This window comes from Pseudomonas sp. NPDC086251, assembly GCF_044746405.1.
Taxonomy (GTDB): Bacteria; Pseudomonadota; Gammaproteobacteria; order Pseudomonadales; family Pseudomonadaceae; genus Aquipseudomonas.
Genome location: NZ_JBIVBY010000004.1, coordinates 137,776 through 160,382 on the forward strand (window position 1 = coordinate 137,776; position 22,607 = coordinate 160,382).

General features: G+C 52.7%; 30 protein-coding genes and 1 pseudogene. 17 read left to right on the top strand and 14 right to left on the bottom strand.

Annotation, left to right across the window (positions count from 1 at the left end; all coding sequences use genetic code 11):
• Positions 1-66: 66 nt before the first annotated feature.
• Positions 67-240: a hypothetical protein gene (locus ACIPL2_RS07680; RefSeq protein WP_401354544.1), complete on the top strand. Its 174-nt coding sequence runs from the start codon at positions 67-69 to the stop codon at positions 238-240.
• Positions 241-400: 160 nt separating this feature from the next.
• Here the strand turns inward: ACIPL2_RS07680 and ACIPL2_RS07685 are convergent, their stop codons facing one another.
• The 4 genes from ACIPL2_RS07685 to ACIPL2_RS07700 form a co-directional block, all read right to left on the bottom strand.
• A complete protein-coding gene (locus ACIPL2_RS07685) occupies positions 401-1,849 on the bottom strand; it encodes a PAS domain S-box protein (protein WP_401354547.1) in 1,449 nt (482 codons plus the stop codon).
• Between the two features lie 450 nt (positions 1,850-2,299).
• Positions 2,300-2,578: a DUF1652 domain-containing protein gene (locus ACIPL2_RS07690; RefSeq protein WP_401354549.1), complete on the bottom strand. Its 279-nt coding sequence runs from the start codon at positions 2,576-2,578 to the stop codon at positions 2,300-2,302.
• A gap of 577 nt (positions 2,579-3,155) precedes the next feature.
• A complete protein-coding gene (locus ACIPL2_RS07695) occupies positions 3,156-3,830 on the bottom strand; it encodes an HAD family hydrolase (protein ID WP_401354552.1) in 675 nt (224 codons plus the stop codon).
• A 639-nt stretch (positions 3,831-4,469) separates the two neighbouring features.
• Positions 4,470-5,597 carry an ATP-binding protein gene (locus tag ACIPL2_RS07700; RefSeq protein WP_401354554.1) on the bottom strand — a complete coding sequence of 376 codons (1,128 nt, stop codon included), beginning with the start codon at positions 5,595-5,597 and terminating at the stop codon, positions 4,470-4,472.
• Between the two features lie 181 nt (positions 5,598-5,778).
• On the opposite strand from ACIPL2_RS07700, the gene ACIPL2_RS07705 reads away from it, so the two are divergent.
• The 3 genes from ACIPL2_RS07705 (at position 5,779) to cydB (ending at position 8,996) form a co-directional block, all read left to right on the top strand.
• Positions 5,779-6,138, top strand: coding sequence for a response regulator (locus ACIPL2_RS07705; RefSeq protein WP_401354557.1), 360 nt, complete (start codon positions 5,779-5,781; stop codon positions 6,136-6,138).
• A gap of 467 nt (positions 6,139-6,605) precedes the next feature.
• Complete coding sequence (locus tag ACIPL2_RS07710; protein WP_401354560.1) at positions 6,606-7,982, top strand: cytochrome ubiquinol oxidase subunit I; 1,377 nt, start codon at positions 6,606-6,608, stop codon at positions 7,980-7,982.
• Between the two features lie 12 nt (positions 7,983-7,994).
• Positions 7,995-8,996, top strand: a complete 1,002-nt coding sequence (gene cydB / locus ACIPL2_RS07715) for a cytochrome d ubiquinol oxidase subunit II (protein WP_401354562.1) — start codon at positions 7,995-7,997, stop codon at positions 8,994-8,996.
• 10 nt (positions 8,997-9,006) lie between these two features.
• On the opposite strand, the gene ACIPL2_RS07720 is transcribed toward cydB, so the two are convergent.
• The 3 genes from ACIPL2_RS07720 to ACIPL2_RS07730 all read right to left on the bottom strand — a co-directional run bounded on the left by ACIPL2_RS07720 (position 9,007) and on the right by ACIPL2_RS07730 (position 10,242).
• Positions 9,007-9,537, bottom strand: coding sequence for a cupin (locus ACIPL2_RS07720; protein ID WP_401354565.1), 531 nt, complete (start codon positions 9,535-9,537; stop codon positions 9,007-9,009).
• A 37-nt stretch (positions 9,538-9,574) separates the two neighbouring features.
• Positions 9,575-9,835, bottom strand: a complete 261-nt coding sequence (locus ACIPL2_RS07725) for a hypothetical protein (protein ID WP_401354567.1) — start codon at positions 9,833-9,835, stop codon at positions 9,575-9,577.
• A gap of 197 nt (positions 9,836-10,032) precedes the next feature.
• Positions 10,033-10,242, bottom strand: a complete 210-nt coding sequence (locus tag ACIPL2_RS07730) for a hypothetical protein (RefSeq protein ID WP_401354570.1) — start codon at positions 10,240-10,242, stop codon at positions 10,033-10,035.
• A 175-nt stretch (positions 10,243-10,417) separates the two neighbouring features.
• Here ACIPL2_RS07730 and ACIPL2_RS07735 point away from each other — a divergent pair, with 175 nt between their 5' ends.
• Positions 10,418-10,657: a DUF1652 domain-containing protein gene (locus ACIPL2_RS07735; RefSeq protein ID WP_401354807.1), complete on the top strand. Its 240-nt coding sequence runs from the start codon at positions 10,418-10,420 to the stop codon at positions 10,655-10,657.
• Between the two features lie 54 nt (positions 10,658-10,711).
• Here ACIPL2_RS07735 and ACIPL2_RS07740 read toward each other — a convergent pair whose 3' ends face one another.
• On the bottom strand, positions 10,712-11,122 hold the full coding sequence (locus ACIPL2_RS07740) for a response regulator (protein ID WP_401354572.1): 411 nt from the start codon (positions 11,120-11,122) through the stop codon (positions 10,712-10,714).
• Positions 11,123-11,424: 302 nt separating this feature from the next.
• Here ACIPL2_RS07740 and ACIPL2_RS07745 point away from each other — a divergent pair, with 302 nt between their 5' ends.
• Together ACIPL2_RS07745 and ACIPL2_RS07750 are read left to right on the top strand one after the other, a co-directional pair.
• A complete protein-coding gene (locus ACIPL2_RS07745) occupies positions 11,425-12,126 on the top strand; it encodes a glycosyltransferase (RefSeq protein WP_401354574.1) in 702 nt (233 codons plus the stop codon).
• A 20-nt stretch (positions 12,127-12,146) separates the two neighbouring features.
• Positions 12,147-12,398, top strand: a complete 252-nt coding sequence (locus ACIPL2_RS07750; RefSeq protein ID WP_401354577.1) for a hypothetical protein — start codon at positions 12,147-12,149, stop codon at positions 12,396-12,398.
• A 434-nt stretch (positions 12,399-12,832) separates the two neighbouring features.
• Here the strand turns inward: ACIPL2_RS07750 and ACIPL2_RS07755 are convergent, their stop codons facing one another.
• On the bottom strand, positions 12,833-13,051 hold the full coding sequence (locus ACIPL2_RS07755; RefSeq protein WP_401354579.1) for a DUF2934 domain-containing protein: 219 nt from the start codon (positions 13,049-13,051) through the stop codon (positions 12,833-12,835).
• A 457-nt stretch (positions 13,052-13,508) separates the two neighbouring features.
• Here ACIPL2_RS07755 and ACIPL2_RS07760 point away from each other — a divergent pair, with 457 nt between their 5' ends.
• Positions 13,509-13,736 (top strand): PLD nuclease N-terminal domain-containing protein, encoded by a 228-nt coding sequence (locus tag ACIPL2_RS07760; RefSeq protein WP_401354582.1) that lies wholly within the window; start codon positions 13,509-13,511, stop codon positions 13,734-13,736.
• A 109-nt stretch (positions 13,737-13,845) separates the two neighbouring features.
• Complete coding sequence (locus tag ACIPL2_RS07765) at positions 13,846-14,097, top strand: DUF2934 domain-containing protein (RefSeq protein ID WP_401354584.1); 252 nt, start codon at positions 13,846-13,848, stop codon at positions 14,095-14,097.
• Positions 14,098-14,358: 261 nt separating this feature from the next.
• On the opposite strand, the gene ACIPL2_RS07770 is transcribed toward ACIPL2_RS07765, so the two are convergent.
• A complete protein-coding gene (locus ACIPL2_RS07770; protein ID WP_401354587.1) occupies positions 14,359-16,557 on the bottom strand; it encodes an ATP-binding protein in 2,199 nt (732 codons plus the stop codon).
• Between the two features lie 286 nt (positions 16,558-16,843).
• Between ACIPL2_RS07770 and ACIPL2_RS07775 the strand changes: the two genes are divergently transcribed.
• Genes ACIPL2_RS07775 through ACIPL2_RS07785 form a run of 3 tightly spaced genes read left to right on the top strand, consistent with a single transcriptional unit; the run spans position 16,844 to position 17,513 of the window.
• Positions 16,844-17,065, top strand: coding sequence for a hypothetical protein (locus ACIPL2_RS07775; protein ID WP_401354590.1), 222 nt, complete (start codon positions 16,844-16,846; stop codon positions 17,063-17,065).
• A gap of 39 nt (positions 17,066-17,104) precedes the next feature.
• Entirely contained in the window at positions 17,105-17,254 is a 150-nt protein-coding gene (locus tag ACIPL2_RS07780; protein ID WP_401354592.1) for a hypothetical protein, read from the top strand.
• 28 nt (positions 17,255-17,282) lie between these two features.
• On the top strand, positions 17,283-17,513 hold the full coding sequence (locus ACIPL2_RS07785) for a hypothetical protein (RefSeq protein WP_401354594.1): 231 nt from the start codon (positions 17,283-17,285) through the stop codon (positions 17,511-17,513).
• Between the two features lie 187 nt (positions 17,514-17,700).
• Here ACIPL2_RS07785 and ACIPL2_RS07790 read toward each other — a convergent pair whose 3' ends face one another.
• Positions 17,701-18,576: an alpha/beta fold hydrolase gene (locus ACIPL2_RS07790; protein ID WP_401354810.1), complete on the bottom strand. Its 876-nt coding sequence runs from the start codon at positions 18,574-18,576 to the stop codon at positions 17,701-17,703.
• Positions 18,577-18,693: 117 nt separating this feature from the next.
• A complete protein-coding gene (locus ACIPL2_RS07795) occupies positions 18,694-18,894 on the bottom strand; it encodes a hypothetical protein (protein ID WP_401354812.1) in 201 nt (66 codons plus the stop codon).
• A 416-nt stretch (positions 18,895-19,310) separates the two neighbouring features.
• Between ACIPL2_RS07795 and ACIPL2_RS07800 the strand changes: the two genes are divergently transcribed.
• Both ACIPL2_RS07800 and ACIPL2_RS07805 read left to right on the top strand, forming a co-directional pair.
• Complete coding sequence (locus ACIPL2_RS07800; RefSeq protein WP_401354596.1) at positions 19,311-19,742, top strand: DNA methylase; 432 nt, start codon at positions 19,311-19,313, stop codon at positions 19,740-19,742.
• A gap of 79 nt (positions 19,743-19,821) precedes the next feature.
• Positions 19,822-20,646: an alpha/beta fold hydrolase gene (locus tag ACIPL2_RS07805; RefSeq protein WP_401354597.1), complete on the top strand. Its 825-nt coding sequence runs from the start codon at positions 19,822-19,824 to the stop codon at positions 20,644-20,646.
• A gap of 32 nt (positions 20,647-20,678) precedes the next feature.
• Here the strand turns inward: ACIPL2_RS07805 and ACIPL2_RS07810 are convergent.
• Positions 20,679-20,963, bottom strand: a pseudogene (locus ACIPL2_RS07810) (DUF1206 domain-containing protein); the annotation flags it as partial.
• Positions 20,964-21,482: 519 nt separating this feature from the next.
• Here ACIPL2_RS07810 and ACIPL2_RS07815 point away from each other — a divergent pair.
• The 3 genes from ACIPL2_RS07815 to ACIPL2_RS07825 all read left to right on the top strand — a co-directional run bounded on the left by ACIPL2_RS07815 (position 21,483) and on the right by ACIPL2_RS07825 (position 22,159).
• On the top strand, positions 21,483-21,695 hold the full coding sequence (locus tag ACIPL2_RS07815) for a hypothetical protein (RefSeq protein WP_401354599.1): 213 nt from the start codon (positions 21,483-21,485) through the stop codon (positions 21,693-21,695).
• A gap of 66 nt (positions 21,696-21,761) precedes the next feature.
• Complete coding sequence (locus ACIPL2_RS07820) at positions 21,762-21,944, top strand: DUF2934 domain-containing protein (protein ID WP_401354601.1); 183 nt, start codon at positions 21,762-21,764, stop codon at positions 21,942-21,944.
• Positions 21,944-22,159, top strand: coding sequence for an antitoxin Xre/MbcA/ParS toxin-binding domain-containing protein (locus tag ACIPL2_RS07825; RefSeq protein WP_401354604.1), 216 nt, complete (start codon positions 21,944-21,946; stop codon positions 22,157-22,159). The genes ACIPL2_RS07820 and ACIPL2_RS07825 overlap by 1 nt, the downstream gene beginning before the upstream one ends.
• A 145-nt stretch (positions 22,160-22,304) precedes the next feature.
• Here the strand turns inward: ACIPL2_RS07825 and ACIPL2_RS07830 are convergent, their stop codons facing one another.
• Positions 22,305-22,532, bottom strand: a complete 228-nt coding sequence (locus ACIPL2_RS07830) for an AbrB/MazE/SpoVT family DNA-binding domain-containing protein (protein WP_401354606.1) — start codon at positions 22,530-22,532, stop codon at positions 22,305-22,307.
• Between the last annotated feature and the right edge of the window lie 75 nt (positions 22,533-22,607).

Genomic DNA, 22,607 nt, shown 5'->3' on the forward strand with positions numbered 1-22,607 from the left:
ATCAAGTCCCTCATATGCGAGGTTAACGCCGCGATAGATTCAGGACTGTAGGACACGTTAAGGACGGTGGAAGAAAGAATTTTCCTGCTTCGTCAAATGGCCAAACAGGCGCAGTCTGTAGGCGCGCTTTGCGACGCCGCCGAATTTGGTCGACAGGCTGATCTTGCCGAAAAACGCCTAAAGCCGTTACGCGCGTTGGTGCTTGATCTGAAATTTTTCCGCCACGATGACGCGAAATAGCTGCAGCCATTGGCCCATAAAGTTTTTCATTACGGGAAAGAGAATACGGGCAGAAGGCCGTAAAGCGTCCCTAATTAATCAGTGGCAATTTAAAACATTCAGTCTGGTCAATTCGCCTCTGAGATGGGGACTTTTTTTGAACAAGCCAGGGCAGGCAACCCTACTGAGGGTGTACGCTGCTCCTCCCAAACACTAGGCGGATTGCTAGTCCTTCGGATTTCCACTCACGAGTAAGCTCGCCGCGAAGCTGCCCGCGTACTGTCGATTTAGCAAGTAAAGTACCGAAACCAGCGCTGTCAGGTTCGCGCTCAATTATTGGGCCGTTTCTCTCGCACCAAGCTAGTGTAAACACCCCCGCATCCTCGCTGCAGGAAATATCTACAAACCCCTCTGGTAGAGAGAGAGCCCCATATTTCGCCGCGTTGGTTGCAAACTCATGCAACAGAAGAGCGAAGCTCGTCACTGCATTTCCGGCAATCGTAATGTCTGGGCCTGTTACGACCGCGCGTGGCTGGCTGTTGTCACCGTCGGTGACATAAGGCGCGAAGATAGTTTGGATGAGGGTGTGCAATGTCGTAGCCTGCTCGCTACTGAAACCATTCGGTATAGTGAGAGCGTGGGCTTTCGCCAACGCGGTCAGCCTTGCAGAGACGGCGGTAGCGAGTTCACTGGCTGTTGTGACCGAGCGGGCACTCAATGAAATAACGCTGTTGGCAAGAGTGAACAGGTTTTTCATCCGGTGATCCATCTCCCTGATCAGCAAGCTTCTTTGAGCTTCTGCTTGGCGACGCTCGGTGATATCGCGCGCGATTTTTGCCGCCCCGATAATTCGGCCTTCCCGATTTCTGACAGGTGAAACGGCTAGAGATATTTCAACAAGGCTGCCGTCTTTGCGCCGCCGAATGGTCTCATAATGTTCGATGCGCTCACCTTGGCGTATGCGCTTCAAAATTCCTGGTTCTTCATTTTGTCGATCCAGGGGGATAAGCATCGCAATGGGTTTTCCGATGGCTTCCTCCGGCGTATAGCCGAAGAGCCGTTGGGCTCCAGGATTCCAGGTGATAATTGTACCGTTCAGATCCTTGGCGACGATTGCGTCATCGGAGGACTCGACAATTGCATCATGTCTGAGCGCAGCGTCATCGGCGGCGGTCTGATCGGTCAGATCAACCAGCATATTTACAGCACCGATGAGAGCCCCAGCTGCATCGAAGATCGGTGAGGGGTACGCAAGAAAACGAACACGTGTGCCATCAGGCCGCTCAGCGATGGCCTCCAGACCTCTGACTGGGCGCCTATCCTTCAACGCTATGGCCATTGGGCATTGATCGTGAGGCAATGGAGTGCCGTCGGGCCAATAGAGCTTCCAAGATCCGCAAAACTCACTCTCTCCAATCTTTGGCTTCACTCCCCACAGAGCTGCCGCCGCTTTATTGTAAAAAGTGATTAATCCATTGGCGTCAGTTGTGTATATGGCCTCAGGCAGGGCCTCAAGCACGTCACGCAGTCCCATGTCGAGAGGGATCAGGGGGCAATCCTCCCCTTGCTGGGAAGGCAGATAGGACGTCCCTATAACTGTTTCGTCCTCATCACTCGACCTGATGCTCATTTGAAACTCCGCTGCTAGCGGCACGCCGCTTTGATGAATCTGCGATTTCAGTGCCTTGTCTGGCCTGGTGGCGAGATTTCAGAACAGAAATTCAAGCGCAGCCAATGGAAGTATTGCATAGGTATGAGGCTCCAGCGGGAGAAGTGAGATCAAATTTTGGCCACGTCGGAGCGAGTTAGACTGGCTAGTTGCGCTGGATTCGGTTTATACGTCGAGTATTCATGAGTTTCTGCCAAGCCGTCCAAGGAAGCGCGACTTATAAAATGAAGTAATTTTTTGAGTCGGAGCGGTCGGGTTTTGGCTGACATCGTGAGTTTTGATTTGAGTACAAAAGGGCTCGTAAAGGGCTCTTTTGGTTATTAGTATTTTAACAGTGCGTCGCGTGTTAGCTGTGAACATCACCACGTCGATGGGGTGCTGCGAAGCCGGTTTCAATCGATACCAGAGAGGTCACCGATGTTGAAACTTCGAAGTTGGATTATCTACGGTATAGCCAGGAGCATAAGATACGAGTTCAAGGTCTTGCCGTAGCCCTTCAACGAGACCAGCAATGGCATGTCCGTTACTAAGTTGGGCTATTGAGATACCGGTAACGACAAGAACTTCTTGATTCGAAGAGCTGTGAAACAATCGAACCGTCATAGCCGCTCCTGGATCGATAGTGCATTCACAACGAGTGGGCAGAAAACTCTGCTCCACCAAATGTCGGATTTCTAAAGTAGATAGCATGGTGGCTCGTCTCGACGAGAGCCAGCCAAATGACTTTTGTCTGGAGGATAGTTAAAAAGCGTCGCAAAAGTACGCGCTCGATAGGGCTTAACCTAATTCATTGGCTAGGGGCTTACAGTTGAGTGTACACCCGTGCCATCCGGGCATTAGATCCTTTCGGACTCGGGCGGGTCACGGTGCGAACCGCTAGGGCCGAGGTACTGCGTTCAGCACATCTTTCGACAATTTCAGCGAGCGCCGCTTCGTCACGTGTACCAGTACCAAGCGGGCGCCCTGACTGGCAAATGAATGAGCAGCCGCACGGGCTATGCCGCTTGCACCGGTGATTACGACCAATTTTTTTGCAGTTGCCCAGCTGTCTTACCATGGAATAAAGCGGGACGATCTCTGACCTCACGTGTCGGGGCAGCTATCTGCGTGTTGTATCGCACTTCGTTCAATTTCAGACGAGCACCATCAATTAGGGGCCAATGTCAGGTCTTCGGTGGAGCAGGCGACGCGGCCTGGAAATGCCGGTTCGTCTGCAGGATCGAGTCGTAATCCTTGAAGCGATTGATGATGCTTGGTCATAAGAAAACTATGGACGTGTGGCGACCTCATCCAAATGATGCAGCAAGCTCAGCGGATCATCGTAGACTCGAAGCGCACCTGCCCGCTCAAGCTCCCCAGTGTCATAACCCCCTGAAAGCAATCCGATCCCCGTCGCCTTACAACGTCTCGCGGCAAGCATGTCCCAGATCGCGTCACCAATGACCAGACATCCCTCAATGGGGACACCCATCGTATGCGCTGCTGCCAAAAATAGATCTGGGTCGGGTTTGCCATATTTCACATCATCGCGGGTAATGAGATTGATGTCCTTGGCGTCCAGGCCTAGGGCCTTGAGATTGATTTTCGCGGTATCCATCCCTCCGCTGGTCGCAATACACCACTGCATCTGCTCGCTGGCCAGCGTCGTTAAGAGTTCAACAGCCCCAGGCAGCGGGATGATCTGACTCTGTAATGCCTGGTAGGCCAAGGCATGCTTCTCGCTGAGCCTTTGGGCCTGATCAGCACTGATATTCAACCCTGTTTCGCGCGATAGAGTTTTAAGCATCAGCCCGCCGCTCATGCCAATCTTCCTGTGGATTCGCCACATGGCGAGTGGAATATTTTCCGAGTCGAGTGCCTCTTTCCAGGCTGATACGTTCTGATAGACGCTATCAGTCAACGTACCGTCCAAGTCAAATATAAACGAGGTTTGCGGTCGCATTATTGCTCCAGTTGTACAATGTCATTCCATGACAACTTTGGATGCCCATCCCCGGAAATCAGCAATTCCGCTAAATCAGCATGTTCTTAACGATAGTTTTGGATCTCGTTCCAGGTCAGCCGGGCCGGGCTTTACCCGCGCTCCATCTCCAGGAGACTCCTCTCGACTCACTCGCTCGCCATCAGTTAATCCTGCGTCGGACATTTCTTCGAGTGTCGGTATTTCGTGCGATTCATCTGTTGTAGAAGGCTGTCTTCCAGAGGCGAGTGGGCGCGCGTTCATGTTCTCATCCTCATATCCCATAAATTGGGTGCTTATCTTTCCGAGATCATTCGCGGCTCAGCGTTCAATTTTTCGGCCAGGCGGGAGGGGGCGGCGAACAGCGCCTTTGAGAGAAAAGCGCTGTAGGTGATAGAGGTAAGGTGACGATATGCAAAGCTTTGTTAAGCCTCAGCCATTTATCGTTGATCAGATAGTAAACGCACTTAACGGCAGCATTGAACTGTCATCGGATTAGAGACCGGCACGAAATTCATTGTGGAAATGGCTCTCAATCCTTCCGTCGTAACGTGAGTCCGCTGCATTGCTGGATGCCTAAGTGTCACGCTTCTCAAGGCTTGGTGAAGTTCCACCACAAGCTTAGTGGCTAATGGGTAAAACCACGCGGAAAATCGTTCCTTTCTCCAACGTCGACTCCACCTCTATCGTTCCACCATGGCCCTCTACAATCTGAGCGGCGATAAACAGTCCCAGCCCCAGACCAGAAGATGCTTCTTGTTTTCCTTCGGAGTACCTGGAATAACGTCCTTCGGGATCGAAGAGAGAGGGCAATGCGCTGGGAGGAATTGGCTCTCCATGATTTTGCACGCAAAAGCATGCCGTGGTGCCATCTCCGTTCAGCGTGACATTAATCGGACGCTGTAAGTTGCCGTGTCTCGCGGCGTTTCCAATGAGATTCGAGAAAACTTGTGCCATGCGTGGTGGGTCGAATTGGCCGGTAACGGCACCTGTCTCGGTGAACACGATTTGCGCGTTGGGGTGGGCAACAGTCAACTCATCCACGACTGATTGACAAACAGACGTGAGGTCAGTGATTTCCGGTCGCACCGGAATGCCGGTACCAAGGTTGCAGCGTGCCAGGTCGAGTAGGTCGTTCACCATCTGGTTGGCGCTTTGAACACTGGTTGAAATCTGCGAGATTATTCTTTTTCCACGGCTACCCAGTTCTTCCGTCTGCTTTAACAAATCGGTGCCCAGAGCCACGGCGCCCAAGGGAGAGCGAAGGTCGTGACCCAACACGCCTAAGACTGTTTTTCGTGTGGTCTCGACCGCTTGCCCATAGGCTGAAATCGATTCGACAAGCGCTTGATCTATCGCCTCGTTGAATCGAATTATGTCCACAATTTGATGTTCGTCTGCTGCGTATCCTTGGGCCAGCCAAAGTCTGAGCACGCTCGACCTGAGCGCGCGATATTCAGAAACCAGTTGGTCTAGCGTGAAACCAGCCACTAGGCGCGTCAGGGCGTGGCTTTGAGCCGCCGATTCGCCTTTGGCTAAAGGTGCTAACCCATGAGACTTTTCGATCTGTTGCTGCTCGGTTTGAGAGTTACACAAATCGAGGGCAACAACCTTCAAAATAAACTCGGCGTGATTTCTCAGGCCTTTGGCGTCCATCGTCGGCATCGGAGTATTAACCGACCTGGCGAATTCTTCCCACGCTTGCAAGATAGGCTCGAGGTTTTCGAGGATGAAATCTGAAAGTCGCATGATGACCCTGTCTAGCCTCCTGTTTGTAACGACATTATCAGCCACGTACATTTGGCCGATAGAGTCAGACTAGCGGAAAGGCGAGAATCGGCAATATCCTTCACCCAGTACCGCTTGTCAGGCGCCTGAAACGCAAACTATCTGCTGAAACACTAATGGAGAAGGTTTCGGGATCTTTATCATGTCTCAAACAGTGCTGATCGTAGAAGATGACGAAATATTACGCACACTGACGGTCGATGCGATTTCTCTGCTAGGTGTCAGCGTAATGGATTGTGCCTCTGCAGATGACGCTCTCCCTATGCTCGAAAGCTCGCCTTCTATAGCGCTGGTAGTGACCGACATCTGCATGCCGGGCAGAATGGATGGGCTGGAGTTGGCGCAGGTGATTTGGTCACGTTGGCCTTGCTTGCCTGTCATCGTCACGTCTGGTAATAGATCGGTACCTGACGGGCTGTTGCCTTCCCACGCAATGTTTCTGCGTAAGCCATGGACACTCGACCTTTTGCATCACGCGGTTAGTAGGTATCTGCCGGTTTAGTGCCAGCACCCTATCTGGACTATATTTCTACCAAACACCCATATAACTTGATGCAGAGTGACTGGTCGTTGAGTGGATTAAGTGAATGACCTGTTTTGGCTGTGCCTGCCCGCCAGCAATCGCGATTTTTATTCGGAGCTATCAGCTCGAGATCAGCTATACAAAAAAGAAGTTTTCGATCGAACTTTTGCATAATCTAAAAACTTAAACGCCTATCGTGAGGAAAGGATTAAAATAAGTCGACTATTTCGGCCGATGCCTCTCGCATGATTCTGCCTGACCAGAGAAAAAGATTTTGACTCTTTGACTTTCGGAATCATTGACACTCAAAAGAGTCAACTGACAAATACTGCATCGGACATGTGCCATGCCTCTTCCCGCCAGCACCTTCGGCTATCTTCCTGGCCATCGCTCGCTGCTGCTAATAGCTGGTTCTTACGCTCATTGGCTAGCGGTGCGTGTACAGCATGGACGCGGTTGATTCTGCGCTAATAGCGGCGCGTGCCCAGTTCGCGATCACCATCAGTTTTCATATCGTGTTGGCGGCCTTCACCATCGGTTTGGCCAACTTTCTGGTGGTGCTCGAAGCGTTGTGGCTATGGCACGGGCGAAGGATCTACCTGGACGTCTACCGTTACTGGCTAAAAGTGTTTGCCCTTAATGTCGCAATAGGCACAGCCTCGGGGCTGATTCTGGAGTACCAGTTCGGGCTGAATTGGTCGCGGCTTTCGGCTCAGGCAGGGGACATTCTCGGCCCGTTGATGTTCTACGAAGTGCTGGCGGCATTTTTTCTGGAAGCTGGCTTCCTCGGCATCATGTTCTTCGGACTGAAAAAAGTCGGCCCGCGCCTGCATTTTTTTGCTACCTGTGCGGTAGCGCTCGGATCACTGATCAGCGCCTTCTGGATTTTGTCGGCTAATTCATGGATGCAGACACCGGCCGGTTACGCCATTGGCGCCGACGGTCGCTTCATTGCCGAGGATTGGTGGGCGATCATTTTTAATCCCTCATTCCCATACAGGTTTGTGCATATGACGTTGGCCACGTTGATCGGCAGCGCCACGCTGGTGGCCGGTATCAGCGCCTGGCAGCTGTTGCGTGAGCCCGAGAACCCGCGAGCCCGGCTTGCCTACTCCATGGCGCTGTGGGTGATTGTGTTGCTCATACCTGTGCAAATCGTGGTGGGCGATCTGCATGGTGAGCACAGCCTTGAAGTACAGCCACAAAAGGTCGCCGCCATCGAAGGCTCCTGGACGCGACCGGCGGAAGGTGCAGGCGAGCCGTTACGCTTGTTCGCCCTTCCAGACATGACTGAGCGGCGCAACCACTGGGAAGTGGCGATTCCGCGCGTCGCGTCGCTGTACTTGCGGCATGACCTGAGCGGCACCATCGCCGCCCTGGACGAATTCCCGCCGCAGGACATACCGCCTGTGCCCGCGGTGTTCTTCGCTTTTCGTTTGATGGTCGGCCTGGGCGTGTTGATGCTGGGGCAGGGCCTGATCAGCGTGGTGTTGCGCTGGCGTCAGCGCTTGTACACCGCGCGCTGGATGCTGCGAGGCAGTGTGTGGATGGCCCCGGCTGGATTTCTGGCAATGTTGAGTGGCTGGGTAGTGACCGAGGTCGGACGCCAACCCTTCACCGTCTATGGATTGCTGCGCACGGCTGACAGCCTGTCTTCGGTGTCTCGACAGCAGGTGGTGGGGGCGACATGGACAATCCTGGCGTTTTACCTGGTGATCTTCGGCGTGGGTCTCTGGGTGCTGCTGCGATTATTGCGTGAGCCGCCTCACGAGGGCGAGCCGGGGCCGCAACCGACGTTGGCCGACGAGACGGGTGAACCCTGAGGGCATGAATCCATGATGGACAATGACTGGATAACACTGCTGTCTGCCGCAGCCTTGGGGTTTTCGGTGCTGAACTATGTGCTATTGGATGGCACTGATCTTGGCGTCGGCGTACTGATGGGCCTTACCCGTTGTCGTCAGCATCGTCGTGCCATGGCGGTGACCATCTTGCCGATATGGGATGCCAATGAAACCTGGCTCGTGCTGGGAGGTGGTGGTTTGCTGGCGTTGTTTCCGCTGGCTTACGCCATCCTGCTGCCAGCGCTGTATCTGCCGTTTATCGCGATGTTTTTGGCGTTGATTCTTCGCGCGTTAGCGCTGGAGTTTCGAGACTACTCGCCCAGCGATAGTATCAAGCGCATGGTCGATGGCTTGCAGCTGGTCGGTTCGCTGCTAGCCGGGGCAACTCAGGGGATTGTGTTGGGCACGCTTGTACAAGGCGTGCCTAATCAGGGCGGTCAGTACAGCGGGGACGGCTGGGAGTGGTCGGGCCTGTTTCCGCTGTATTGTGGCGCGGTGCTCGTAGTGGGCTATATGTGGTTGGGTGCCTGCTGGCTGTATTGGCGCACGGTAGACGATCTGCAACGTCGATCAGGGCGAGAGGCGAAAGTGCTGGCTATCGTGACCCTGGTGCTTTTGGCCGTGTTAGTGGTCTGGACAGCGACGCTGGACGCTCGATATGCGCATCGGCTTTCCAATCGACTTGTCTGGCTGCCAGTTGCAATATTGATCACGGCACTGCTGATCAGCTTCACCTTGGGCTTTCGAAGCCGCCGGCACTATCTGCCGCTATTCGCCGCACTGGGGATCTTCGTTTTGGCGTTCGCCTTGATGATCGCAGCGCTCTTTCCGTTGATTGTTCCACCTAACCTAACCTTGCAAGTGGCCGCCTCAAGTCCCAACAGTCAGATTTTCATGTTGGTCGGTTTCGCTGTGCTGATCCCGGTGACGCTCATCTACAACACCTACGGCTTCAGAGTCTTCAGCGGAAAGGTTCGCGCCGCTCGTGATTAACCGTAGCCTTTCAATGCTGGCCAACCCAATACTGTTGTATGGCGCCCTGCAAACCTTGCACCGGATCGTGGTCGGGAAACGGCAGCGTGTCGATGCTTGTCAGTTGAACCTTCGTTGGCGCCTCGCGGCAAATATCGGCATGCTGACCCGGCGGATAAGCACCGACGACCAGAAAGTCTTCGCTGGAGTCTAAATTGCAGTGACCTGTGCCAGCAGGCAGTAGCAATACATCGCCTGAACTGACCTCCAAGACATGTCCATCTGGGCCGCCAAGCATCAAGCGGGCCTTGCCGCTGGCGATGCCAAGCACTTCATGACCTTCGGTATGGTAGTGGTGATAGTTGTAAACCCCGTATCGCCATTGTGGCGGCCAGCCATTAGTGCTGAAGATTTTCTCGAATAGTGCTGCTAAATCGCTGTCCTGGACGGCAATTGCTTTGGGGTAAATGAGTACCGGCAAGCGAGGGTTATTGGGAACCCATTCGTTGCGTGCAAACATTAGGATTTGCACGGCAGCTGTCACAGCTTGCGACTTGCTCATTAAAAGATCTCCTAAATTTAGCTATACCAACGGATGTTCATACATCGATTTGGAACTCCAAATCTCCGTTGTCTAACTTGCGCGTCTGAGCCACCGTGCCTGTCAGATGTTCTTTGGGAGAAAGGATTATGGTTAAGGAATGTGCCTTGTGAAGGTCATCTGGTACTGGAGAAAGCACCTGTACCTGAAAAGCGCCGGGGATGATAGGCGTGATGACAAGGTCGCAATCAACGCTTTTCGCTATAGGGCCGAAAAGAGTGTCGTGGAAGTAGTTCAAACGCGCGGCAGTGGTAGCCATGGCAATCTCCTTGAAACGTACAAGGGATGAAGGCTTCAGCTTTAGCCCCATCTATGTGCTAGACGGAGCATGTGACGTTTGAGTTCAACGCCAATGCCCCACGGTGTATTTTGATGCCCATAGCTTGGCGTGCGTTTTTCTAAACTATTTCACTGCTTTAGCCGTAAGCCTCGCCGAGAAGCGACCCTATGGATAAATCAGTCAGGTGCCATGATCACTGCGAGACTCATGTTGATGAACTCCTCGTTCGTACTGATAGTTTCCAGTGCACCGCGCACGTTCTCGGCGACGTCTCCCGATCCACGCTGCTCGACCCAATTTGTAAGCTCCATGACGGCGGCCTCCAAGGCAAGCTGGTTTTCATTGATCTTTAACAGCAGCGAAGGGAGCAGGTCTGAATTTGGCATCGATTTTCCTCCATGAAAAAGCCAAGCGTAGCAGTATAAAAACTGAAGTATTAGCTACGTCAGTTCGACGCCAGGGGAGGCAAAACAATTGGTCGTGAATTTGCTTCGGCGTGTTCCTTGACTACTGGGTTTCATAGACAAGAATGAATTGAAATTTCTCATTCGGATGACCGTCATGATTTCCGCTCTTGAGCTCCGACATATCATTGAGAGCGGTTTATTACCTCGCTCCTGCACCTGCTCTGTGAACCCCAAAGGGTCGCTTTTGGTCAAGATGATTGAGCCTTCCTCAGGCCGTGTGGAACTGTTTGTCCCCAGCGTGTTGGCATCCGATCTCACGTCCAGTCGCGCGATTTCAAATTTGATAGGCAAACTCAGAATTGAAATGGCGGCGCGCCAAAAGATCTGTGCGTGAGCGCGACGGCAAATGGTGGACTCGCAGCATCAGAGCCCACCAGGTAACGAAGACTCAAGTCTTACGAATGGGATAATCAGGCTGCAAAAGAGACGCCACCGCGATGACCAAGTCGTCCAGTGACCAAGGCTTGTGCAAATAGACGGTTTCTGGCGGTACCGTTGCGGGGTCTATCAAATACCCGGACGTCAGAATTGCAGCGATGTACGGCCATCTCCCTCTGACCATTTCAATAAATTCGATACCTTGAATCTGCCCCGGTACACCGTGATCAGCGATCACTAATCGGCATTGGTCATGCACTTGCAACAGGTAGGTCAGTGCGTCATCAGCAGTATCGAACGCTAATGCTTTCGCGCCTATCTCAGCGACGATATCCACCATGAGCGAGCGCAAGGTCGGATCGTCCTCGACGATGACTATGTCTCCCTCAATTGGCTGTATACCTTCCCAATTTACGTTCACTCATCGAGTCCTTAGCCGGGCAAAACGTGCCGACGTCGTTGATGTCAGGTTCTGAGTGTATGCTGAATTCTGATATCTGCAGGCCCAAAGCATTTTGTTTGATGACTCAAGTCACATGATCGGTACTTTGAGGTTAGACCTGAGTAGAGTTTTCAGGGGGGGACGACGATAGGATGCTCTTTGTCATGCGGATGGTCTGAAGTGAGGCCGCACAATCGTGATGTCGTAGATTCTTTAAACCTTCTTTCGAAGCGAAGTGTCGATAACTGGAGACCATACATTTCGCAAACGAGAGAACGCCAATGATCGGTGTTGTGATACCTGCCCATAACGAAGAAAACCACATCACCGACTGCCTTTTATCTGTCTTGGTGGCTGCCGGGCATCCAGATTTGCATGGTCAGTTGGTCACGATACTTGTCGTCCTGGACGATTGTTCGGACAACACTGGTCAATTGGTTTCGGCTCATGGTGTAGCGAAGCTCGATGTCTCTTTTCAGAATGTGGGTAAGTCTGGAGCAACTGGCGCGGAAAACTTACTCTCCGCCGGAGCGCAGTGGCTTGCGTTCACCGATGCCGATACTGTCGTTCCTCATGATTGGCTGGCTCGCCAACTCGAATTCAGCGCTGACGCAGTCTGTGGGACGGTCGTAGTGGACAGCTGGAACGAACATGGTGACTTGGTACGTTCCAAGTATCTCGAGTTGTACCAGTTCATCGAGAATCATCACCATATCCATAGCGCCAATCTCGGACTGAGTGCCGAAGCCTATCGAAACGCCGGCGGATTTCAGCATATCCCCGCACACGAAGACGTCCACCTGGTCGCTGATCTTGAGAGGATTGGCGCTCGAATCGTTTGGACACCAACGAACCCAGTGATCACCAGCGCGCGCCGGGATTTCAAGTGTCTCGGCGGTTTTGGCGAATTTTTGACGTCCCTCGGCGCTTCGCTTGGAATGCCTGCACTCAACACTCAAGTGAGTGCTGGAATGGCTCCTTGATGTGCAGGGCAGAGCGGGGGATGACTTTGGAATACATCGATTTAGTGCAATGGCCTGCCATGGTGGTGACGGTGATCTCGGCTTGGTTCGTCGGTTCGCAACGACCACGTCGGCGGATGATCGCCTTTTGGGGCTTCATCGCGAGTAATGCTTTATGGGTTATGTGGGGGGTTCACGCAGATGCCTATGCACTGATCCTCCTTGAATGTGTACTTCTGGGCATGAACGCCCGAGGCTTCAGGAAAAATCTCAACGGGTATCGAGCATCCTAACGGCATGGCGTCATAGGCCACGTGCGACTGTCTACACGAAAGAACTGAGAGGAGTTACTGGCAAGCTCGCTCGTCTTAGCGAAAACAGACAGAGGCCGGTGCTGAAGTGACCTATGGTGAAGGTATCTCAGTGAGGATTTGAAGATGATTTCGCGATTCGTAGTAGTCCCTGCAATCCCCACTGAAACCGGCACCTCGCGTAAAGGAATGCCCGGATACTGCAAAACACCGTCGATAGGTTTTAACATTTACGACAACGAGAAAAAGCTGCGCTCGCAGGCTACCTTTCTGAGTCGAGAAGAGGCTGAGGCTGAATGCCAATGGTTAAACCTGCGACGGCTGCAGAGCGTCCCCTCACAATCGGACACCTTCTAAATTCACGGCGATAGCGCGATGGGTATCTGCCATTGGTTGCTTCATCTTCAACTCAAGCTTTAACGACCGTCGTTATCCGGGTTTTCAGTCTCCGCAGTAGAGTCAGCTTGAGCCGGCGCATTTTCATTGCCTAGCGTTGAGCCAGAGGTTGAACCGTCAAAATCCTCTTCGCCAGCTGATTTCTCAGCAGTGAACCAGTGCTCCAGATCTTGCCCTTGCGGCTTCCCTTCTTTCTCCCAAAGCCGATACGCAGCTTCTCGAATTTTTTGCTCATCCATTGTCAAATTCCTCCCATTGCTCATTGTGTGAATTTAGGGTCAAACGGGAGAAAGCAGTGGTGCCTCCCTGTTCGTCACAGCAATAAGGATAGGCGCCATGGCAGGCTACATCATTGCTGTTGGTCAGATTTCCCATGCACACCTCTGTCGCGGTTGAGCCATGAGACTGTCGCGGCGCTTGGGGAAAAAACTAGCCGACTAGCGGCTGATGTCTAATCTCACACGAAAGCGTCTCAACCGATTGTCGGAAACCGACCTCAAGGAGGACGCGCGTGTCAGCCATGGGCGTCAGAATCCAAGAGGAAATAAAATTTGCGACCATTGATCGATACGGCGAGATACCGATCATTCTGTGAAACATGAAATTTGCAGCTATTCACACTCTGCGAATCAAAATTGGTTGAACACAGACGTGATGCAGAGGCCTAAGTTTTAGTAGCCGCAGGAGGGTCAGATCATGTCGGAAGCAACCAGTTACTTCGCTATTGCCATAGCTGTGATCATTTTGCTTGTAGACCTTTGGGCAATGATCAGTGTGTTTCGTAGTGACAAAGCCGTGGGTGTGAAAGCAGCCTGGGCCATCGGCCTCATCATCTTTCCGGTGTTGGGTCTGATTGTTTGGGGAGTTGTAGGCCCACGAGGAATCAAGGAAGGGCCAACTTCACCGGAGCACAGCAAAGGATAGGCCAAGGAGCAGGAGGACTTTCTACGTTCGATTTGTTTCGGAGGGCAAGAAGCATCCAATTCAAATTGAGGGCCGTGGAGCATTACCTTAATGTCTGAGGAGCATGACAATGATTGACGAATCAGCTATCCGAGAACGAGCGTATGCGCTGTGGGAAAAGGATGCTTGTCCTGAGGGAGCTGCAAAATTCTATTGGCATCTTGCGCGAGAACAACTCGAATCCCAAATGGATGCGCAAGAATCTGTCCCGCGTAATGGGGGATTTGATGGCGTGAAGAATTCAACGTACTTGATGGCCTTGCCTCCGTTACATGATAGGTATGAAGACTCTACATATGCGCACTCGGAAAAAGACGAGTAGAGCCCATTGCGAATAAGCTGGTTCGGTAGCTGCGGCAACCGTAATGCCGCTGCTCTACAAAACCTCTACCAGCGATCGCGGCAGCCTATTGAGGCAAGGTCGGCATTAGGCTGGATAACGTTCGTGTGTGAGAGGTGATAGCGCTAAGCATATTGGGATAATCGAAGGGAGGCGACTATCTCCATGAGGTTTCGTCAGGCCCGCCTATAGGCATTGCACCAGCTCATGGCGCTATCGACATAATTTGGGGCTGAGCCGTTATTAATCAGGCATTTCCGTTTTAATGTTGCCACTACCTGACGTGTCTACCCTCGTCAGCGAGTGCACTCGCGAGCTAAGTTCGTTCAGGCTGAAAGGTTTGGTCAGTACGCGCGTAGTCGCATCGACCGAAACCAAGTTAGATCCGCCCGCGAAACCGGTAACAAAGAGAACCTTTAGCTGTGGGTATTTCAGCTTGAATTGGGCCGCTAGGCTGATCCCGTTCATCATTCCAGGCAAACCTATATCGGTGAGCAATAAATCCAGGTGCTCCAACTTTTCAGCCTGCTTCATGGCAGAAACACTATCCACTGCTTCAACGACCCGGTAGCCACTTTCGGATAAAAGCTCCGCGACCATTTGACGTACAGCCGCTTCGTCGTCCACAAGCAAAATGGTTTCGTCGTGACCGGATAGCTCGGCTTCATCGGGAATGTTCGAATCGGGTTCAATTTCACCTGGCTGCGAATCATCGACCGGAAAATACATGGTTACGGTAGTGCCTACACCTAGGCTGCTATGAACTCTAACTTGACCGCCGGATTGCTGAGTGAAGCCATAAATCATCGACAGGCCTAATCCGGTGCCTTCGCCAATCTTCTTGGTTGTAAAAAAAGGATCGAAAATGCGCGGCAGCATTTCAGGGCTGATTCCGGTGCCGGAGTCGGTGACAGAAATGGTTACATACGAACCGGATGGCAGCATTTTTTCAGATGACAACGCTTGATCTATAACGCAACGGTCGACCTGAAGATCCAGCGTGCCGCCATTGGGCATTGCGTCCCGTGCATTGATCGCAAGGTTAAGCAAGGCATTTTCCAGCTGATTAAGGTCACACTTGATACGGTCATTTACCTTGAATGAGCACTCCACTGCGATGCTCGGCCCGACCGAGCGCCGGATAATCTCTTCAAGATCTGCCACCACCTTCCGAGGTTCGAGAAGCTCAGGTTCGAGTGATTGCTGTCTCGAAAATGTCAGTAGACGTTGCGTTAAAGCCGCCGCTCGAGATGCGGAGGTCATAGCCACGGTGTTGTAGCGGGATAGTTCGCCATAGCGTCCAGCATCGATGCGCCGTTGCATTAGTTCCAAGCTACCGAGGATGCCAGCTAACAAATTATTGAAGTCATGGGCTATTCCGCCAGTGAGCTGTCCGACGGCTTCCATCTTTTGACTTTGCCGAAGCTTGGATTCAGCTATGGCGCGTTCGTACTGTTCGGCCTCAAGCTGCTGTGTACGTTGAGCGATTCGCTCTTCGAGTAAATCGTTCCAGTCCCGCAACGCGCCCTCCAACTGCACGCGATCGTCGATATCTTCAATCGTGCCGTACCATTGTTCACATTGTCCTTCCGGGTCGAGGCTGCACAAGGCGCGGACTCTAAACCTACGGTGATCTCCCGAGTGTTTACGTATCCGGATTTGCGAGTCAAAAGGGTGCAACGTGGCCAGTGATTGATCCCAAAGTCGAATCAATGACCCCCGATCTTCAGAGTGAACAGCGATGGCCCATTCACGCCCTAATGTCTCTTCAGGTGTCAGACCGGTATATTCGTACCAACGCTGATCGATCGAAGTAAGGTTACCGTTCTTGTCTGCCGACCAAGGCCAAAGCGGGTTCAACTCAGCTGCGATGCGGTAGTGCCTTTCGCTTTCACGCAATTTTTTTTCGGTTAACTGCATGGCTTTCAAAGTTTTGGAACGCTTTAGAACTGCGCCAAGCAGGTTGCTGTACCCGCGAAGAAAGTCGATATCGCTGTCTGTAAACTGACGAGGATATTGGCTGTCTACCTCGAAAATCCCGAAAGGACGTTCTCCGTCGGCGCCGTGGACTAAAACGTTGACGAAGGCTTTCACCCCATTTTCTATTTGAAAATCGTGATAGCGGAATCGAGTTTCTGTTGATATATCTGTCGAAATGACCGGGCTATTCGTGTCCAATGAATAACGCTCCGGGCTCCCTTCAAGGGCTTCAACGCGAACTTTCCGCACCACATCAGGCGCCCAGCCCACACCGTTTCGTACCAGGAAGGTGATGCCGTCTTCATACAGCAGCATTAATTTGGCCATATTGGTTTCGAGGGCATCGCCGACCAAGCGACATGCTTCATCAAGGATGTGCTTTAAGTCATCTGACGCCAAGGCTAGCTCGCCAAATTCGGCGAGCACTTTGCGCTGGCGCAAAAGCGTATCCTCGATTGCCATGTGATCACCTATGGTGGGTTTTAATATCCGAGCGTCGAATATTGGCCTAGGTTCAACCGATGTGATCAAACGTAAATTTTGTCGATTCATGATGCTTAGTCGAACGATGTGATTTCTCTCATCGCGTAGTTCTTGCGTAGGTCGATAGATTTATCCATCGATTTTCAGACACCTCAGGATGGCTGGCCCATTCGCGAACCCATTTATGATCGCCATACGTCGTCGTTGGTGAACATCGATGCATCAAACGGCTCTACCGCTACACACCCTTTAGGGAGTCGTTGTCATGTACGAAGATCGGAAAGCGCAAGCGCTTGAGACTTGGCATTCATTGTTGGTCAAACCTGAAATTCGAATGACTGCTCAAGAGCAATATGAAGAATTACTTCGGCTTGCCGAAGAATATTTGAAGCAAGGTTTTATCAATCTTGACGAGCGAAGGAGTTTGGTGACTGAGGCGACGCAGCGATACGCACAGGCGGTGGAAGGCGTGGGCGCAGGAACGTAATCCGACAAAATCATTGGCGCTTACGTACAGGAGACGGTCATGAAAAAGCTTTATGTGTGCCTAACGCTCTGCAGCGTGTTTATGGTGCATGGGTGCTTTGACAGCTCAAAAAATACTACCAAAGACAATACCGACGGCAGCAAATCTTCTGTGCAACTGCAAGAGGGCAAGGCTGACGAGAGCAAGTAACAGCTCCACCGGTGAGGAGAAGTGTTCAATGAAATCTTACCCACTGGATGACAACGATTCGGAGCACCGCCTTCGTCAAATTGCGCGAGCCTTGGGCTTGACTGCCGACGAAGTCGAGCTATGGGTCACCTCAATCGAGGAAGATGGAAGCGGCATGAGGTTTGTAGTCCACTTCTCCAAGCGCACTCCAACAGACGTACTGGCGAAGGTTCAAGGACTGGGAGACGATCGAGCGATCATTATTGGCCCGATTGATTAGGAGACGCACTGCGCTTACCCCAGAGGTTTTGCCCACCTTCCATCCGAACCGGCGAAAAAACGTCTGTGACCTCGAAAATCAATGCGCACTTGGGCTTGGCGTCTCTTTTATCCGCGAGCTTATTCAACTCCAAGGTTGCTCACATTGCCCAGGGAGGTTGTCGTCGCCATAAATTGCGAGCGCTATTTTAGTCTTCGCGCAGGAAGGCGAGGATTTCGCTTGCCAGCTCATTGGGTGCCTCTTCCGCCATATGGTGACCGCAGTCGAGACCACGACCACGCTGCCTTGTCGTCCACGGTTTCCAAACAGCCAGGACATCGCCGTATAGAAGTTCAAGGTCATCACGAAGCGACCATAAAATCATGGTTGGGCATTCGATCCGACGGCCCTCGCGGCGGTCGGCCTCATCGTGAGCACGGTCGATCCCAAGGCCTGCACGATAATCCTCGACCATGCCATGAACAGTCGCCGGATCGTGGATGGCGGCAAGGTAGTCCTTGTAGGCTTCTGCACCCATCGCCTCGGGGGAGCCGCCATACCAACGATCCGGGTCGGCCAGGATTGCCTGCTCCGGTTTCTCGGGTTGCCCGAAAAAGAACCAATGCCACCACTTCGCCGCGAACCGGGCGTCGCAGCGCTCAAGAGCTTCAAGGATCGGCACACCGTCTAATATGCCGAGATGGGTAATGGCTTCCGGTTGATCCATTGCTATGCGAAAGGCGGTGTAACTACCTCGATCGTGGCCGATTACAGCGAACCGATCATGACCAAGGTGGCGCATTAGGGCGACGCAGTCGCGGGCCTTGGCGCGTTTCGAGGAGCCCGCATGGTCGGATGTGTCCTCTGGCTTTGATGAGCGACCAAAACCTCTCAGGTCAGGGCAGACGACCGTGTGATGTCGCGCAAGAAGTGGGGCGACACGATGCCAAGTCGCGTGAGTTCGAGGATGCCCGTGGAGCAAGAGAACGGGTGAGCCACGGCCACCGTGCCTGACCCTTAGCGTCGCCTCGGGAAGAGTTATAGCTTCAAGTAAGAAGTTGTCGAACATCGCGCTCTCTGGCATTTGCCACTGTTCATAGGTTGCGACGACCACGTCGGCGAATTATCGCCTTCTGGCATGAAATTCCTTAAGTTCAAAAAACTCTCAACGGCTCCGATGTGTCCTAAAACTCAGGTTCTCCTAGACTTTAAAGTTCTTTTTGAACCTACGTAGGTTCATAAGGAATAGGCAAATCTGCAGGACGATGAGCGCATACGCGTCTGCGTACACCCCCCAAATCACCCAGAGCACATTGCTAACGCTGAAGTATACAAATCCCGTCATTCGCCTTGTTGGTCTTTGAGATCCAATCAGCCACGCGGCAAGCACTGTTATCAACATCGCTGGCCATTGAACCCAATCCAGATAAGCCAAACTCTACTCCCAACACCTTTCTATGTGCTCAATCGCTATGTGCCGCGTTTATTCGATCCGGGTTCTGATGGTTGGGTATGGCTTTCGATTTTCCCAGAATGTAGCAGGGATGTAGCTGACCGTTAGGATGTGTTGTAACAACCACGGATATCAATGACCAGCCCTCCTGAAGCTTCAGGTTTACCTCGTTGGTCGACAGCGCTTCCATGACTTGGGTTGTCTCGGACACATGCATTTCGTAATTCCCGAATTCTAATGTTCAACCGTTAGGCGCCGAGCAACGATAGGGGTTCCCCTTTATTAATACCTCTCCACTCTGGAGCGTTCGCCGTAGTGCCTGGTCTAACTTCATGATTTACGTCATTGCTTGAAGGAATGAACCGGTGAACAAAGCCATCAGCGCACAAGACCTGCAGATCGACCTTCGAGATGCGCACGAAGCTGCCCTATTCAAATGGCTGGTTGCCAGTTTTCTGATGGGTAAAAGAATTCAGGGTGCAATTGCGGCCAAGGCATACCAGGTCATCGTCGATCAGCATCAGCGAGATACACCGCAAAAGCTCGCGCATTGCACCCACCGTCAGTTGGTCGTGATGCTTGGTCAGGCTCATTACGTGCGTTACGACGAGACCACCGCGTCGCGATTGCTCGCATTGGCCGGCAAGCTCAACAATGATTACGGCGGCAAGGTGGGCAACATCGTGGAAGCGAGCTCTGATCGTCAAGAATTTGAAAAACGCCTGTCAGAATTCGAAGGGATAGGGCCGAAGACCATCGAGATTTTCATGAGGGAAGCAGCCGCCTTGCTGTTCTGAGCACCCAGAAACTGCTCATCTAAGAATTGGAGTCCTTATCCGACATTGCCATCTCAGCTACGTGCAGCAAGGGGAAACCATGGCAACGCACAAACTGACCATTAAAGACTTGCAGGTGAACGTTTCAATCTGCGGTCAAGGCTCGCCGCTGCTCCTGCTCAATGGCCTGGGTGGTTTGATCCGTACCTTCGATCCCCTGCGCGATGAACTGTTGGACTACACGACCATTACGTTGGACGTGCCAGGAGTCGGCAAATCGCAAATGCCCCGCTGGCCGATGCGTCTGCCGCGCCATGCCGACTTGATCGCCGAGATGCTGAGGCAGTTGGGAGTCGACCAAGTCGATGTGTTCGGCGTGAGTTGGGGTGGTGCATTGGCGCAAGAGTTTGCCCTGCGTTATCCGAGCATGGTGCGCCGGTTGATCCTCGCGGCGACCTCTGCTGGCCCGATGGTGCTAGTGAAGCCCGCCGACATCTTGGACTTTTTTGGCAGCAGCAAAGGCGCCAAATTGCGCAAGAAAGAAGGCTCGCGTAATTCGATACAGGCGCTGCTGCGCTTCGGTGTGGTGAAAGGCATGCTCACCGTTAATCCACGAACCTATTACCACCAGCTCGCTGCATTAGTCGGCTGGACAAGCCTGCTGCGGCTGTTCCGTCTGCGCCAACGCACGCTGATCCTCACCGGCGACCGCGACACCCTTGTGCAGATGTACAACGCGCATATCCTGCGGCGCGCTATTCGTCTTGCCGAACTGCAAGTCCTAAAGGGCGAGGGGCATTTCTTCGTGGTGACCAGCGCCAAGCGAACTGCCGCACTGATACGCGAATTCCTCAGCCAGCAACACGATGATGAAGAGCCGGCACTGATGATCGCCAACGACAGGTTAAGGCCACGCCTGCTCTAATCCGGGAGGTGGATCGCCATTATTGCTGCACCCTATGGTCTCGATACTCCTGGCACATCCTTATGGATCTTGCGCCAGAAAGCTTCAGAGAAACAGTAAACCGAGAAGGCAACTAGCCCTAATGCCATAACCATCAGAATCAGCCATCCAGCTGGTAGATTCTGGAGCGCGTCGAGGGCTTCCTTCATACCAGGTGGATCCATGGCTTGATAAGTGGAACCGCTGATTGCCAGTAGAAATGCAATCTCTATAAACACGACTCCACGGGCTATTAGACCGAATCGAGACACCGGGCGAACGTACCGCATGATGTTCTCGGCGTTCATTGCGGAGTCGTATTCGGGCAAAGGGTAGCCCCTTTGCATGGGCTTTGGCGCGCCCCTCAATCAGCAGGCTGTCATGACCACGAATCTCTCGCTACGCAGCGGAAAACGGGCAGCGGCGATCATGAGCTTTAAGGTGCTTGGATAGTCTGTATGCATCGTGATTTGGCAGCCCGATACTACTGACGTAAGGGCACATCGCCGATGGACTCTGCCGCAACGACTGCGGTCAATATGGATAAAAGGTGTTTAATTCCTCGGCAGTTAAGCCACGCGCCACAACCTTCGTGCTCGCTCTGGAGACGATCATGAACACAACACATTTTTCCCCGTTAAAACATGATCGTCATCATCCCCTCTAGTGAGCGAAAGCCCGCAGGACGCCGCTAGGGCGGACTGGCTCTACAACGCAGCGGAAGAACTTCTGCGCGGCAACAGCGTGTCGTTCCAACGTCGCATGCGTCCTAACAAGCCGTGACTGCTGAGGAATTTGCCCTGGCAGTGGATGAGTACGTGAACAATCGTCTTGCCGATAACGAGGTGCATACCTCAGCGCTGGGCTGGCTGATCATCACCGCCGAGCGAGGACAGGCCGACAAGACTGCTACAGCAGAACTATTGGGCAATTGTGATCACCCGTTGGGCAAGCTTGGCGAGATTGCCGAGGCGCTGCTTGAACCCCTTGCGGATGACGCTCTGTTAGCCAAGGCTGAGGATGAGCTATGAGCACATACCGTCGGGATTAGCTAATGTAAACACCGGGATCAAGTAACGACTCAGAGAGGAATGAAAATGATCGACGATTCGAAAGTCCGAGAAAGAGCTTATGAGTTGTGGGAAAAAGATGGTCGTCGGGAAGGATCTGAAGAGTTTTATTGGCGACTTGCGCAAGAACAGCTTGAGGCAGAAGCCACACGTCAAGCTACTGATGGTGAGTGGCCAGCAAAAGGCGAAGCCAGCCGCGTTGATCACTGATGACTACGGTTCTTCGCTCCGCTTCCGATACCTTTGCTGTCTTTGAGCAAGCATTGTCCCTGTTTGAGGACAACGTCGCCGCTGCAACAGAATCAATGAGTTCGCCGGCTCGAGGACTCGGTTCAAAGCGTCCACTGGAGATGCTGAGGACGAGGGTGGAGTCGAACGCCGTGCTCGATCTTATCGGCCGACTGCAGAGGGGAATTCTTATGTGAGACTCTAGAGGCGACTTGTTAAGCTTTGAGCTAAAGCTACTAAGGCTATCGCTCCTTCGGGCTTAAGCCCGGCTCGACCCCAAGTCTTCACATGCCTTGGGCGTGTCACTCCACATTTGGCCCACCACGACGCATTGCAGCTGTCTCAGTTCTCAGGGGCATTACCAAGCCGTGCGCTATCCCAGGCTTCAGTGAGCTCGTCTATTCGATCCGCAATCTGAGGCGTTTTTGATAGGACAAGGCAGTGCGTGGTGCCGACAAATTCTTCTATCAGGTACACAGCGTCGCCGACATCCAGTTCGAGCTCCTGCAGCGCCTCATTGGGAATTCGAATTGCACCGTCACCATCCCATTCTTCGATGATGATTTTCATAGGTGGCTTTTTCACATTTGATCTCCGTTGCTATGAGCCGGCAAGCCGTACGCGCCTGTAGATTCTCAGTGGCAC